This window comes from Acidimangrovimonas sediminis (genome assembly GCF_002871005.1).
GTDB classification, from domain to species: Bacteria; Pseudomonadota; Alphaproteobacteria; order Rhodobacterales; family Rhodobacteraceae; genus Acidimangrovimonas; species Acidimangrovimonas sediminis.
In genome coordinates this window covers 14,151-26,346 of sequence record NZ_PHSN01000007.1, presented here as the reverse complement: position 1 = coordinate 26,346, position 12,196 = coordinate 14,151, and the positions used below count along the sequence as shown (strand labels likewise).

15 protein-coding genes are annotated in these 12,196 nt (G+C 68.2%); 7 read left to right on the top strand and 8 right to left on the bottom strand.

All coding sequences use genetic code 11. From position 1 onward, the window contains the following. Nucleotides 1-72 precede the first annotated feature (72 nt). The 3 genes from CVV76_RS08320 to CVV76_RS08310 form a co-directional block, all read right to left on the bottom strand. A complete protein-coding gene (locus CVV76_RS08320; protein WP_102224182.1) occupies nt 73-1,239 on the bottom strand; it encodes a PRC-barrel domain-containing protein in 1,167 nt (388 codons plus the stop codon). Nucleotides 1,240-1,483: 244 nt separating this feature from the next. Further along, nucleotides 1,484-1,732 carry a DUF6455 family protein gene (locus tag CVV76_RS08315; RefSeq protein ID WP_146010270.1) on the bottom strand — a complete coding sequence of 83 codons (249 nt, stop codon included), beginning with the start codon at nt 1,730-1,732 and terminating at the stop codon, nt 1,484-1,486. A 73-nt stretch (nt 1,733-1,805) separates the two neighbouring features. Further along, nucleotides 1,806-2,066 (bottom strand): DUF6455 family protein, encoded by a 261-nt coding sequence (locus CVV76_RS08310; protein ID WP_146010269.1) that lies wholly within the window; start codon nt 2,064-2,066, stop codon nt 1,806-1,808. 186 nt (nt 2,067-2,252) lie between these two features. On the opposite strand from CVV76_RS08310, the gene CVV76_RS08305 reads away from it, so the two are divergent. Then, entirely contained in the window at nt 2,253-2,483 is a 231-nt protein-coding gene (locus CVV76_RS08305; protein ID WP_102224179.1) for a hypothetical protein, read from the top strand. A 163-nt stretch (nt 2,484-2,646) separates the two neighbouring features. Here CVV76_RS08305 and CVV76_RS08300 read toward each other — a convergent pair whose 3' ends face one another. Then, nucleotides 2,647-2,904: a DUF167 domain-containing protein gene (locus CVV76_RS08300; protein WP_102224312.1), complete on the bottom strand. Its 258-nt coding sequence runs from the start codon at nt 2,902-2,904 to the stop codon at nt 2,647-2,649. A gap of 95 nt (nt 2,905-2,999) precedes the next feature. Here CVV76_RS08300 and CVV76_RS08295 point away from each other — a divergent pair, with 95 nt between their 5' ends. Next, entirely contained in the window at nt 3,000-4,100 is a 1,101-nt protein-coding gene (locus CVV76_RS08295) for a class II histone deacetylase (protein ID WP_102224178.1), read from the top strand. A 212-nt stretch (nt 4,101-4,312) separates the two neighbouring features. On the opposite strand, the gene CVV76_RS08290 is transcribed toward CVV76_RS08295, so the two are convergent. Continuing rightward, nucleotides 4,313-5,464 carry an anhydro-N-acetylmuramic acid kinase gene (locus CVV76_RS08290; RefSeq protein ID WP_102224177.1) on the bottom strand — a complete coding sequence of 384 codons (1,152 nt, stop codon included), beginning with the start codon at nt 5,462-5,464 and terminating at the stop codon, nt 4,313-4,315. 131 nt (nt 5,465-5,595) lie between these two features. Between CVV76_RS08290 and tyrS the strand changes: the two genes are divergently transcribed. Further along, on the top strand, nt 5,596-6,855 hold the full coding sequence (gene tyrS / locus CVV76_RS08285) for a tyrosine--tRNA ligase (RefSeq protein ID WP_102224311.1): 1,260 nt from the start codon (nt 5,596-5,598) through the stop codon (nt 6,853-6,855). 74 nt (nt 6,856-6,929) lie between these two features. Here tyrS and CVV76_RS08280 read toward each other — a convergent pair whose 3' ends face one another. After that, nucleotides 6,930-7,742 (bottom strand): IclR family transcriptional regulator domain-containing protein, encoded by an 813-nt coding sequence (locus tag CVV76_RS08280; protein WP_102224176.1) that lies wholly within the window; start codon nt 7,740-7,742, stop codon nt 6,930-6,932. Between the two features lie 304 nt (nt 7,743-8,046). Between CVV76_RS08280 and CVV76_RS08275 the strand changes: the two genes are divergently transcribed. From CVV76_RS08275 to CVV76_RS08260, 4 genes are all read left to right on the top strand, one after another. After that, complete coding sequence (locus CVV76_RS08275) at nt 8,047-8,727, top strand: 3-oxoacid CoA-transferase subunit A (protein ID WP_102224175.1); 681 nt, start codon at nt 8,047-8,049, stop codon at nt 8,725-8,727. Between the two features lie 15 nt (nt 8,728-8,742). Then, nucleotides 8,743-9,399 carry a 3-oxoacid CoA-transferase subunit B gene (locus CVV76_RS08270; protein ID WP_102224174.1) on the top strand — a complete coding sequence of 219 codons (657 nt, stop codon included), beginning with the start codon at nt 8,743-8,745 and terminating at the stop codon, nt 9,397-9,399. Between the two features lie 65 nt (nt 9,400-9,464). Further along, a complete protein-coding gene (locus CVV76_RS08265; protein WP_102224173.1) occupies nt 9,465-9,953 on the top strand; it encodes a nuclear transport factor 2 family protein in 489 nt (162 codons plus the stop codon). 28 nt (nt 9,954-9,981) lie between these two features. Next, on the top strand, nt 9,982-10,887 hold the full coding sequence (locus CVV76_RS08260) for an MBL fold metallo-hydrolase (RefSeq protein ID WP_102224172.1): 906 nt from the start codon (nt 9,982-9,984) through the stop codon (nt 10,885-10,887). A gap of 103 nt (nt 10,888-10,990) precedes the next feature. Here CVV76_RS08260 and CVV76_RS08255 read toward each other — a convergent pair whose 3' ends face one another. Both CVV76_RS08255 and CVV76_RS08250 read right to left on the bottom strand, forming a co-directional pair. Further along, nucleotides 10,991-11,629, bottom strand: coding sequence for a glutathione S-transferase family protein (locus tag CVV76_RS08255; protein WP_102224171.1), 639 nt, complete (start codon nt 11,627-11,629; stop codon nt 10,991-10,993). 188 nt (nt 11,630-11,817) lie between these two features. Then, nucleotides 11,818-11,991, bottom strand: a complete 174-nt coding sequence (locus tag CVV76_RS08250) for an SDR family oxidoreductase (RefSeq protein ID WP_102224170.1) — start codon at nt 11,989-11,991, stop codon at nt 11,818-11,820. Between the last annotated feature and the right edge of the window lie 205 nt (nt 11,992-12,196).

Sequence of the window (12,196 nt, the reverse complement as noted above, 5' to 3'; positions counted from 1 at the left end):
CCTGCGTGACCGCCAAAGCGAAAGGGCCCGCACGCGGCGGGCCCTGACGTCGTTGGAGCGATCGGGAAGCGATCAGCTCTTTTCCTTGTAGGTCGGCATCTTCTTCAGCTGCGCCTCGGTCTGGCTGACGTAGACGCGCACGTCGTCGCTGTCCTGCTTGGTCATGACGTGCAGCTGGTCCATGCTCAGCTTGACCGGCTTCTCGCCGATCCCGAGGAAGCCGCCCACGTCGACCACCGCGCCGTTCACCTTGTTGCTCGACGGATCCATCACGAGCTTCGACACCTCGCCGATGTTGTCGCCCTTGGAATCGTAGACCGAAGCGCCCTGCAGCTTCTTGGTCGAGATCGACCCGGTATCCGCAGTGGTGTAGCCGTCGGCCTTGGCCTTGGCCATCGGGCTGCCCTTGGCATCCGACGCGCTGTCGTTGCCGGCCATCTTGTCCCCGGCCTTGTCGGCCATCGAGTTCATGCCCTGCTTGGCGCTGTTGGCGGCATCCGCCGTCTTCTGCGCCGCGCTGTTGGCCATGTTGGACGTCGCATCCGCGGCGTTGCTGGCCATGTTCGAGGTGGCATCGGCCGCGTTGTCAGCCGCGTTCGCGGTCTTGTTCGCGGCGGAATTCGCCATGTCCTTGGTGTTGTCGGCGGTCTGTTGCAGCCACGACTTCTTGAAGGCGGGCGCTTTCTCCAGCTGATCGCGCGAGGCGTTCACCACGAGGTAGCTGTCCGAGGTCGACTTGGCGTTCGCCGGCATCTTCCACTGCAGGGCATCCCAGCTAAGCGCCACGGTGTGCGAACCGATCCCGAGGAAGCCGCCCACGTCGACCAGAACCGCGTCGACCTTGCCTTCCTTGGTCAGGATCACGTCGCCGACCTGGCCCACGTCGTCGAGATTGGCCTTCGGGTTCGACGCGGTATCGGAGGAGCCCCCGTTCGACATCTGCGTCGAGTTCGAGGCCGAATCGCCCGAGCCGCCGTTATCCGACGTCGATTTCGACTTGGGAATGTAGATGTCCTTGCCGATCAGTGCGCTGGCCATGACATCGTTCTTCACCGACTGCTGCGACACGTCGCTGGCAAAGACCGTGCCCGAGGAGGCGCCGGCATCCGCCGACATCTGCGTGGTCGCCGAGGACTGGCCCGACGACTGGTCGCTTGCAGCGCCTTCCGCCCAGGCGGTCGAGGTCATGCCGGTGCCCATGGCGGCGACGATCGCGGTGGTCATCAGAATGCGTTTCATGTGTCTCTCTCTCCCTAGTGTTGGAGGTTTCCGAGGGGCGCCGGGGAGGTGGGCCCTTGCCGCCCCGTGCCATGACACAAAAATGCCCGAGCCCCCGGTTCCGTTCCCGACGGAACCGGAGATTGACGTAAAAAGATGGGACAGCCTCGCTGTCTCACCCCCCGCAACACAGGTTACGCAACAGGAGAAAACAACATGTTTTCAATGTTTTACTGATTATTCGGAAATCGGCTCGGCGAGCATCCTATTGTCCGCGCAAGCGTTCCAACCCGCCGCGGTTCCCGCAGAATTCCGGCGGCGCGACGGTCGGTACGGCGCGCGCCAGCCACGCCGTGCAGGCCTCGCAGCGACGGCAGGCCCCGCACCGGCCCACCATCGTCTCAAGCTCCGCCCGGTCGAGCCAGCCGTCAAGCAGCGCCTGCGTCAGGTTCACACCCGCGACCCGCGCCATGCCCTGCGTCATCCAGTACCCGCGCTCCACGGGTGATCCCAATCCGGGCGTTCCCAATCCGGGCGATTCCCGAGCGGGCGATCTGGGTCTGGGCGATTTCGATCCGGCCATCGCCTCAACCCTCGGCAAGACGCCCGAGCAGCGCCTTGTTGCGGCAATATCCCGGCGCCGCCGCGTGGCCTTTTTCAGGCTGGGTGTCGAGCCACTCGGCACAGGCATCGGGGTGGTCGCAGTTGGCGCAGCGCAGCACCGCCGCGCGCAGCCCCTCGGGCGCGACCGCGCCGCGTTCCAGCGCCTGGCCAAGGTCAGCCCCGGTCGCGCCGCTCATCCGGTGCAGCAGCGTCATGTGATGGTCGATCTTGTTCCAGGAAATCATCGCGCCGTCCTCCTTGCAGGTCCCGCCGCCGGTCGCGGCCCTTGGCGAAAACTGCCAAGGCGGCCGTTGCGCCGCCATGACCCAGATCAAGTGATCCGCGCCGTCCTGCCCTCGCCCGCTCCGGTCGGCGCGAAGCCGCCGCACGATGGCGCTTGCGGGTGCCGCCGGCTCTTGTATCCTGAGCCCATGTTCACCATCGAGCACGACTTCGACGCGACCGTTGTCACCCTCGTCGACGAGGGCGGGACGCATTTGCAGGAGGACGTCGTCCTCAACGCCTTCGACGATTGCGTGACGCTCACCCAATACGACGCCCAGCGGGACGAGACGGTGACGATCACCCTCTCGATGGCGCAGGTGACCGACCTTGCCGCCGCGCTGAACCTGCCCGAGGGCATCTACCGCCGAAAGGGCTGACCTTGCCCTCGTGACCCTGTGGCCTTGGCCCACGTCGTGCCCGGAGGGTTTCGACGAGAGGGGAGCCCATGAACGGCCCCTGCCCGGCGTCCACCTTCTTGATGGCCCGAATTCCCAAGGATGCGACAGGTGCCAAAGGCGGCGGCAGCAGGCGCCCCGGCCTTCAGTCCAGCCGGAACAGCTTGTCACGCCCGCTCGCGCCGCGCAGGAGGGTAAGCCGCGTCTTCGCCACCCCCAGCGCCTTGGCCAGCAGCTTCACCACCTCGGCATTGGCCTTGCCGCCCTCTGGCACCGCGGTGACGGCGATGCGCAGCACGCCGTCCTCGGCCGGCGTCACGGCGTTGCGCGCGGCGCGCGGCGTTACCCGTACCGCGATTTCGGCCCCCGGACGGGCGAGGTGACTGAGGTCGGGCGGGCGCATCTTCTCCTCGATCGGGCCGGGCGGGCGGATTTCCGCTGGCATCGGGTGTAACCCCTTCGTAGGCTTCGCACAAAAGGGGGACGAAGGGAAAGAACATGGCGACTGCCTTCTACTGGGACGAGCGCTGTTTCTGGCATGCGGGGGGCAGTTTCGCGCTGACCGTGCCGGCCGGGGGGCTGGTGCAGCCGATGCCGGACGGTCTGCCCGAGAACCCCGAGACCAAGCGGCGGCTGAAGAACCTGCTCGACGTGACCGGGCTGATACGGGACCTCGCCCCGCGGACGGCCCGGCCCGTCGGTATCGAGGAGCTGACGCGGGTGCATCCCGGCGCCTTCCTGCGGCAGTTCAAGCAGATGTCGGACGCGGGCGGCGGCACGATCGGTCACGCCACCCCCTTCGGCAAGGGCGGGTACGAGATCGCGGCGCTATCGGCGGGGCTGGCGCGCGGCGCGCTTTACGACGTTCTGGGGGGCCGCGCGGTCAATGCCTATGCCCTGTCGCGCCCGCCGGGGCACCATTGCCTGCCCGAGCATCCGAACGGCTTCTGCCTGCTGGCCAACATCGCCATCGCGATCGAGGCGGCGCTGGCCGACGGGCTGACCCAGCGGATCGCCGTGGTCGACTGGGACGTGCACCACGGCAACGGGACCGAGGCGATCTTCTACGACCGGCCCGAGGTGCTGACGATCTCGCTCCACCAGGAACGGAACTATCCACTGGACACCGGCGATGCCGAAGACCGCGGGGCGGACGCGGGCCATGGCGCGAACATCAACATCCCGCTGCCGCCCGGCACCGGGCACCGCGGCTATCTCGAGGTGATGGAGCGGATCGTGGTACCCGCGCTGGAGCTGTATCAGCCCGACGCGATCATCGTGGCCTGCGGCTTCGACGCCGCGGCGGTCGATCCCCTCGGCCGCATGATGGCCACGGCTGAGACCTTCCGCCTGATGACCCGGATGATGGTCGAAACCGCGGCGGAGCTTTGCGAGGGAAGGCTGACGATGGTGCACGAGGGCGGCTATTCGCAGATGTACGTGCCCTTCTGCGGCCATGCCGTGCTGGAGGAACTGTCGGGCAGCACAGTACGCGCCCCCGACCCGCTGGCCGCGACGCTGGAGGCGCGTCAGCCCGGGCCGCGCTTCGACAACTGGCTGAGCGCGCAGATCGCCGAGATGGAGGATTTCTTCCTGTAGGCGGGGAGGAGCAGGGCCAGTGCCGGCCCGGAGCGCAATGGGCGGCGCCCGACCCTGGGTGGGCGCTTTTACTCCGGTCGTGGTCGGCACTTTATCGTCTCACACGCCTCCCACGATTGAGCGCGCAGCGACGGCGCAATGCGCCCTCCCGGGGGAGGGTCGGGCGCGGCCCGGGCTAGTCGCCCGGACCAACGGGCGGTCAGGGTGCCGCCCTACTCCTCCGGTCGGCTGATCCGTCCGCCGCCGACCGCCGCCGCGACCCCGGTTGTCGTGGCGCAGGAGGTGGGCAAGCCACGCAGCACCCGGACGGCCAGATGCGCGAAGGCCTGCGCCTCGATCATGTCGCCGTCGAGGCCGGTCTCCTCGATCGCCACGACCGGGCAGGACATCCGTTCCGACAGCATCGCCATCAGCGTCGCGTTGTGCCGCCCGCCCCCCGAAACCAGCATCACCTCGGGCGGTGCGGGGAAATGTTCGGCCCCGCGCGCGACCGAGGCCGCGCAGGCCGCCGTCAGCGTGGCCGCCGCGTCGGCATCGTCCAGATCGGCCACCATCGTCGCAAGCTGGGCGAAATCGTTGCGATCCAATGACTTGGGCGGCATCCGGTAGAAATACGGATGATCGAGGAAGGCCGCCAGCACCGCCTCGTCCGGCACACCCTCGGCGGCCAGCGCCCCGCCCTCGTCCCGTGGCGTGCCGCGGCGCGCCTGCATCAGGTCGTCGACCGGCGCGTTCGCCGGCCCGGTGTCGAAGGCCAAGAGCGCCCCCGCCTCCTCGGGCCGGGTCTTGCGCGGATCGGCCCAGGTCACGTTGCCCACGCCGCCAAGGTTCAGGAAGGCGACCGGCGCGTCCAGCTCCATCCACCGCGCCAGGGCGAAATGGTAGAACGGTGCCAGCGGCGCGCCCTGCCCGCCCAACTCCACATCCGACGACCGGAAATCCCACACCACCGGCAGGCCCAGCACCGCGGCCAGCACGTCGCCGTCGCCCGCCTGATGCGTGCCGCGCCCGCGCGGGTCATGCGCAAGGGTCTGGCCGTGAAAGCCCACGATCTCCGCCTGATCGGTCAGATGCGCCAGGCATTCGGCATGGGCCATCTCGACCACCTCGGCCGCCTCGGTCACGCCCGGATCCCCCGGCCAGCACCCCAGCGCCGCACGCAAGACCTCGCGTTCCTCCGGGGCATAGGCGCGGTAATGGGTGTCGCCGAACGCCATGACCCGCTCGCCATCGGTGTGCAGAAGCGCCGCGTCCACCCCGTCGAGAGAGGTCCCCGACATCGCCCCAAGCGCCCAGATCGGCCCGATATCGGCCCCACGTCCCGACCGCAGTCCCGATCGCAGCCCCGACCTCGTTTCCGCCATTTGACTGCCCCGATTGCCCCACCTGCGCCACCCGCCTGCTCGGATCCCTTTTCCTCGGGCCGCAGCGCCTCTATAGAGAGCGCCTGAGACGAGGCCCGGGCAACGCCGCCCGAAGCATGGACCAAAGCGAGATGACCTACCATCCGAAATCCGACTTCCTGCGCATCATCATCGAGCGCGGGTTCCTGGCCGACTGCACCGACCTGCAGGCGCTGGACGAGAAACTCTCGAACGGGATGGTCACCTGCTATATCGGCTATGACGCCACCGCGGCCTCGCTGCACGTCGGGCACCTTCTGAACATCATGCTGCTGCGCTGGTTCCAGAAGACCGGGCACAAGCCGATCACCCTGATGGGTGGCGGCACGACCAAAGTGGGCGACCCCTCCTTCCGATCGGAAGAACGGCCCCTGCTGGGCCCCGAGCAGATCGACGCGAACATCGACGGCATGGGCAAGGTCTTCGCCCGCTACCTCGATTACGCGGCGGACGAGGCCGAGGCCGGCAACGGCGCGCTGATGCGCAACAATGCCGAATGGCTGGACAGCCTGAACTACCTCGAGTTCCTGCGCGACATCGGGCGGCACTTCTCGGTCAACCGGATGCTCAGCTTCGAAAGCGTGAAGTCGCGCCTCGACCGGGAACAGAGCCTGTCGTTCCTTGAGTTCAACTACATGATCCTCCAGGCCTACGACTTCCTGGAGCTGAACCGCCGCTACGGCTGCCTTCTGCAGATGGGCGGGTCCGACCAGTGGGGCAACATCGTCAACGGGATCGACCTGACCCGCCGGGTGCTGGATCACGAAATCTACGGCCTGACCACGCCGCTTCTGACCACCTCGGACGGGCGCAAGATGGGCAAGAGCCAGGGCGGTGCGGTCTGGCTGAACGGCGACATGCTCTCGCCTTACGAGTTCTGGCAATTCTGGCGCAACACCACCGATGCCGACGTGGGGCGGTTCCTCAAGCTCTATACCGAGCTGCCGATCGAGGAATGCGACCGTCTGGGCGCGCTTCAGGGGTCCGAGATCAACGAGGGCAAGATCCGGCTGGCGAACGAGGTCACGACCCTGCTGCACGGGGCCGAGGCTGCGGCGGCGGCCGAGGCCACGGCGCGCGAGGTGTTCGAGAAGGGCGGCGTGGGCGAGGATCTTCCCACCCTTGTCCTGACCGCAGATCAGGTCGGCGAGGGCATCGCCAACACCGCGCTCTTCGTGCAGGCGGGTCTTGCCGGCTCGGGCAAGGAGGCCAAGCGCCTGTTTGCGGAGGGCGGCGCCCGGATCAACGACGAGGTGGTGACCGAGGCCCGGCTGATGTCGCGCGACGAGATTGCCGCCGGCCTGAAGCTGACTGCCGGCAAGAAGCGTCACGCGCTGGTCTCGCTGGGCTGAGGCCCGGGCCTGGCCGACTTCGCGGCACATCCGCATCAGAAGATCGGCCACGTCCTGCGGGGGCGTGGTCGACGCTACCAGCCCATCTTGCGCGACAGCTCCGTCGCGGCGGCGAGGAGTTCGGGCAGGAAATGCCGCTCCATGTCCTCGACCGTCCGCCGCGCCGATATGGTCGAGGCGTTGAGCGCGGCCATGACGCGTCCGTTCGGGCTTCGGATCGGCACGGCGATCGACCGGATGCCGATCTCCAGCTCCTCGTCGATCACGGCATAACCCTGCTGGCGGACTCGCTCGATCTCGGCCAGGAACTCGGCGCGATCGGTCTTCGTCTTCGCGGTCAGCTGCTGCAGCGGGTTGCCGCGCAGCCAGCCCTCCAGCTCCGCATCCGGCAGCCCCGCGAGCAGAACCCGCCCGATCGACGAGCAAGATGCCGGAAGCCGCGTTCCATTGACGATCCGCGACGAATAGATCCGCCGGACCTCCACCCGCTCGATATAGACGATGTCGCCGCCGTCGAGGATGCCGACCGAGGCGCTTTCGTCCAGCTTCTCGGTCAGCGCGGTCAGGATCGCGTAGGACCCCTCGCCCACGCCAAGCGGCAGCAGGAAGCCCCGCGACAGGTTGATCAGCTTGGGCGTCAGCCAGAACACCTTGCCGTCTGTGTCGACGTAATGCAGTTCGTGCATCGTCAGCAGCAGGCGGCGCGAGGTGCCGCGGCTGAGGTTGGTCAGCCGCGCCGCTTCGGTCAGGGTCAGGCGGCCGCGCTGGCGGATCGCCTCGGGAGAGGTGAAACATTCGAGAATCGCCATCGCGCGGCCGACCGCACTGACGAAATCGGTCTTGCGCGGCTCGTCCTCGGAGAGGTTATCTTCGGGCTCTGTGGTCATGACCTCTGATCGGTTCGGGCAGCCTGCGCCGCGTTAGGCACCCACTCTACCCCGCACAGGCAAGGCAGATAAAGTGGACAATTGTCCGCCATGCGGTTGCTTTGCCTCGACCCTTGACACCGGCGCCGTCTCATGAGTTTCTTGGACATATGTTCGCATAACGGACATTTGGGAGCCTGACCTTTGCCGAGCGTGCTGCGCCCGGCCGCGAGAGGGCCGCGCCCGCCGGCAGAAAGGCCGGGACAGGAGCCCGAAAAGACGGGCCGGGGGAAGAGGCCGGGGAAGAGAGGCTTGGGGGAAGTTCATGATCGACAAGTTCGTCACATCCGTCGCCGAGGCGCTGGAAGGCGTGCCCGATGCGGCGACGCTGCTGCTCGGCGGGTTCGGCGCGGTCGGCCAGGCCAACCATCTGATCGAGGGGCTGCTGGAAACCGGCGTCGCCAACCTGACAATCGTGGCCAACAACGCGGGTTACGGCGAGGTCGGCCTTGCCCGGCTGCTGAAGGAAGGCCGGGTGCGCAAGCTGATCTGCTCCTACCCGCGGATCGCAGGCTCCACCATCTTCGAGGAACTCTACGGCGCCGGCAAGCTGGAGCTGGAGCTGGTGCCGCAGGGCACGCTGGCGGAACGGATGCGCGCGGCGGGGGCGGGCATTCCCGCGTTCTACACGCCGACGGCGGCGGGAACGCAGCTCGCCGCGGACAAGGAAACCCGCGCCTTCGACGGCGTGCCGCACGTGATGGAACACGCGCTTTCCGGCGACGTGGCGCTGGTCGAAGCCTGGTGCGCCGACCGCTGGGGGAACCTGACCTACCGGAGGGCCGGGCGCAACTTCAACCCGGTCTGCGCCACCGCGGCGCGGCTGACGATCGCACAGACCCAGACCGTGGCGGAGCTGGGAGAGATGGATCCCGAAACCATCGTGACGCCGGGCATCTTCGTCGACCGGGTGGTGCACCTGCCCTACGGCGACCCGCAGGATTGAGAGGGGCGAGAGGAGATGAGCAACTGGACCGCAAGGGACCGCGCCGAGATCGCGCGACGCGTCGCGCAGGACATTCCCGAAGGCTGGTACGTCAACCTCGGCATCGGCATCCCGACGCTGGTCGCCGACACCGTGCCGGCGGGGCGCGAGGTGATCTTTCACGCCGAGAACGGGCTTCTCGGCGTCGGCCCCGCCCCTGCCCCGGACGAGCTTGACCGCTGGCTGATCAACGCCGGAAAGCAGCATGTCACGCTGCTGCCCGGCGGCGCCTTCTTCCACCATGCCGACAGCTTCGCGATGATCCGCGGCCGTCACCTCGACCTGTGCGTGCTGGGCGCCTACGAAGTCTCGTCCGGCGGCGACCTCGCGAACTGGGCCCGTTCCAGCACCGACACCGCCCCTGCGGTCGGCGGCGCGATGGACCTGGCGATCGGGGCACGGCGCGTCTGGGTCGCGATGGAGCATGTCACCCGCAGTGGCGTCCCCCGGCTGGTCGAAAGCTGCGGCTACCCGCTCACCTCGGCAGGGCGGGTGAAGCGGATCTACACCGACCTCGCGGTGGTCGACGTCACCCCCGAGGGCTTCGCCGTGCGCGACATGGTCGAGGGCATGACGCTTGCCGACCTGCAAGACAGGACCGAGGCGCCGCTCAGGATGGCCGAGGAGGCCTGACCCGGGGGTCAGGCGGAGGAGGCACCGGGGCCGCAGGCGGCCGCCGCGCCGGGGGGAGGAACGGAATGGGTCTCGAACGCCGTATCGCCGCGCTGGAGGACCGGGCGGAAATCGCCCAGCTCCGGGCGCATTACTGCCACGTCCTCGATCACCGCCAATGGGACGAGCTGGCCAGCCTCTTCACCGAGGATGGCCTCTTCGACGGGCTGGCCCGCGTCCAGGGGCGTGACGCGATCCTGCGCTTCTTCCGCGATACCGTCTCGCCCTCGGCCGAGGGCATCTGGCATTTCTGCACCAGCCCGACGATCCAACTGGCAGAGGACCGCAACCACGCCAGCGGGCGGATCTCGATGCAGTACCTCTCGCTGGTGGACGGCGTCAGCTACATCTCGGCCGGACATTACGACGACGCGTTCCGGCGCGAGGACGGAGCCTGGCGCTTCGCCCGGCGCAAGATCGACTTCCATTACATGGCACCGCTGAGCGAGGGCTTCGTCGGCCGACCGACCTACATCAGGCCCGAGGGGCAGCCCCGCACCAGCGCCCCCGCGTGACGGACAGACAGAGGAAGAGGGAGGACACATGATACAGTCTCGCCAGATCGGCCGCGCCCGGGTGACCCGCGTGCTGGAATACGCCGCCCCCACCCATGACCCGGCCTTCCTGTTCCCCGATCTTGACCAGGCCGAACTCGACGCGCTGGCGCCGCTGGTCGCGCCACACCATTACGTGCCGTCGATGAACCGGCTGATCGTGACGATCCAGATCTGGATCGTGCAGATCGACGACAAGGTGATCCTGATCGACACCGGGGTCGGCAATGCCAAGACCCGCAAGGCGCCCCGCATGACGCAGCTCAACAACCGGGTGCCGGAATGGCTTGCCGCCGCCGGTGCCGGGTTCGGGCAGGTCACCCACGTGGTCCAGACCCATCTGCATTCAGATCACACCGGGTGGAATACCGTCCTCGACGGCGAAAGCTGGCGCCCGGCCTTCCCGAACGCCCGCTACCTCTTCCCCCGGCGCGACTACGACCACTGGCAGGAGGCCCTGTCCCGGGGACCCGACATGACGATGGACCAGAGCTGGGAGGATTCGGTCACCCCCGTGGTCGAGGCCGGCCTCGTCGATTTCGTCGAGGACGACGCGGGCACGATCCTCGGCTGCCTGGGGGTCGAGCCGGTGCCAGGCCACACGCCGGGGATGCTGAGCTACCGCCTCGCGTCCGAGGGCGAGGAAGGGCTCTTCTGCGCCGATGTCTTCCATTCGCCGCTGCAGATCCTCAAGCCGGAACTGAACACCGCCTATTGCGTCCTGCCCGAGGTCGCGCGCGAGACCCGCGCCCGGGTGCTGGCCGAGGCGGCCGAGCGCGGCACGCTGATCATGCCAATGCACTTCGGCGTGCCCCATTGCGGCACCATCCGGCGCGAGGGCGACGGCTATCGCCTTGAAGGCGCAAGCTGGCCCGCGCTGACATTGCCCGGCTGACCTCCTCGACAGGGCGGGCAATGCGAAGCCCCGGATCCCGCGAAGGATCCGGGGCTTTCCCTTGTCTCACCTCTGTGTTCCGCCTCCGATTGCCGCCTCGGCCCTAGCCGGCGGGTCGGGGGTCGTCGCGGAATTCGGTGGCCGCGAAGGAGGGCCGCGTGGCAATACCCGCGTGCCATTCTGTCAGCGCCGGGCGCCCCGTGCGCCAGCCCAGATCGCCGAAACGAAAATCCAGGTAGCAGAGTGCCACCCCGAGCGAGACATGCCCCGCGTCGAACGCGCGTGCGGCGGTTCCACCGATCGCGGCCTCTAGGTGATCCAGCGCCGCCCTGAACTTGCGCGCACAGACCTGCTCGATCCGCGGATCCTGCGCCTCGGGCTTGCGCATGAACCGCTCGATCAGCAGGGTCATCCCGGTCTCGATCATGCCGGTCCCCAGCGCCTCTTCGGTAAGCGCGGCAAGCCGCATCTCGGGCTCGGCCGGGAAGAGCCGCGGCCCACGGTCCGATGCCCCGTCGGCCCATTCCATGATCACCCGGCTGTCGAAGATCGGCGGATGGCCCTCGCGTTCCAGCGTCGGGATCTTGGCCAGCGGGTTGGTGGCGAAGAACGCCTCCGGGGGCACCATCGGGTCGGCCAGGGTACGGCGGGTCTCGACCGTCTCGGCCAGCCCCTTCTCGTGCAGCGCGACCATGACCTTGCGCACGTAGGGCGAGCGCGGCGACCAGTGCAACAGCGGCATGTCTTCTCCTCCTCCGGGTCCTGCCGGGCCGCGGCGGCCCGGGCTTTCGCTTCGGTCCGGTCAGCGCCGGGCGGCGGTGCCGGTGATCTCGCGGCCATGGATCAGGGCCAGCTGCCCTGCGCCGGGATCGTTGAGGGTCATCGCGGCGACGGGGCCGTCGATCTGGACAAGAACGCTCATGACCCGCCTCACAAGCCGACGCTGAAAAGTGACCGGCCGCCGCAGATGTAGAGAAGCTGGCCGGTGAAATAGTCGTTCCCGTCCGACGCGAAGAAAAGCGCGGCGCGGGCAATGTCTTCGGGCCGCCCGATCCGGCCCACCGGCACCCCCGCAACGACATAGGCGGCCTTGAACTCCGTCATTCGTGGGCTCCTCCCTCACGGCAAGCGCCGCATGCCCCATGGTCCGCGTAGAACACCCTGCACGCCAAATCCCGCTGTAAGCGGCGTGCCCATGTGGCGCCGGAAGCACCCCGGAGACGCCCCGCCAACCTGCCTCCCAATCTGAGCCCCGCCGGGCCGAGCGCCATCCGGGCCGGGCGTCGCCGCATGCGCCGACCGCCGGGAT

Bases quoted from the DNA above. Each gene is read 5' to 3' on its own strand.
- CVV76_RS08320 (WP_102224182.1), bottom strand. From the start codon at position 1,239: ATGAAACGCATTCTGATGACCACCGCGATCGTCGCCGCCATGGGCACC.
- CVV76_RS08310 (WP_146010269.1), bottom strand. From the start codon at position 2,066: ATGATTTCCTGGAACAAGATCGACCATCACATGACGCTGCTGCACCGG.
- CVV76_RS08305 (WP_102224179.1), top strand. From the start codon at position 2,253: ATGTTCACCATCGAGCACGACTTCGACGCGACCGTTGTCACCCTCGTC.
- CVV76_RS08300 (WP_102224312.1), bottom strand. From the start codon at position 2,904: ATGCGCCCGCCCGACCTCAGTCACCTCGCCCGTCCGGGGGCCGAAATC.
- CVV76_RS08295 (WP_102224178.1), top strand. From the start codon at position 3,000: ATGGCGACTGCCTTCTACTGGGACGAGCGCTGTTTCTGGCATGCGGGG.
- CVV76_RS08290 (WP_102224177.1), bottom strand. From the start codon at position 5,464: ATGGCGGAAACGAGGTCGGGGCTGCGATCGGGACTGCGGTCGGGACGT.
- tyrS (WP_102224311.1), top strand. From the start codon at position 5,596: ATGACCTACCATCCGAAATCCGACTTCCTGCGCATCATCATCGAGCGC.
- CVV76_RS08280 (WP_102224176.1), bottom strand. From the start codon at position 7,742: ATGACCACAGAGCCCGAAGATAACCTCTCCGAGGACGAGCCGCGCAAG.
- CVV76_RS08275 (WP_102224175.1), top strand. From the start codon at position 8,047: ATGATCGACAAGTTCGTCACATCCGTCGCCGAGGCGCTGGAAGGCGTG.
- CVV76_RS08270 (WP_102224174.1), top strand. From the start codon at position 8,743: ATGAGCAACTGGACCGCAAGGGACCGCGCCGAGATCGCGCGACGCGTC.
- CVV76_RS08265 (WP_102224173.1), top strand. From the start codon at position 9,465: ATGGGTCTCGAACGCCGTATCGCCGCGCTGGAGGACCGGGCGGAAATC.
- CVV76_RS08260 (WP_102224172.1), top strand. From the start codon at position 9,982: ATGATACAGTCTCGCCAGATCGGCCGCGCCCGGGTGACCCGCGTGCTG.
- CVV76_RS08255 (WP_102224171.1), bottom strand. From the start codon at position 11,629: ATGCCGCTGTTGCACTGGTCGCCGCGCTCGCCCTACGTGCGCAAGGTC.
- CVV76_RS08250 (WP_102224170.1), bottom strand. From the start codon at position 11,991: ATGACGGAGTTCAAGGCCGCCTATGTCGTTGCGGGGGTGCCGGTGGGC.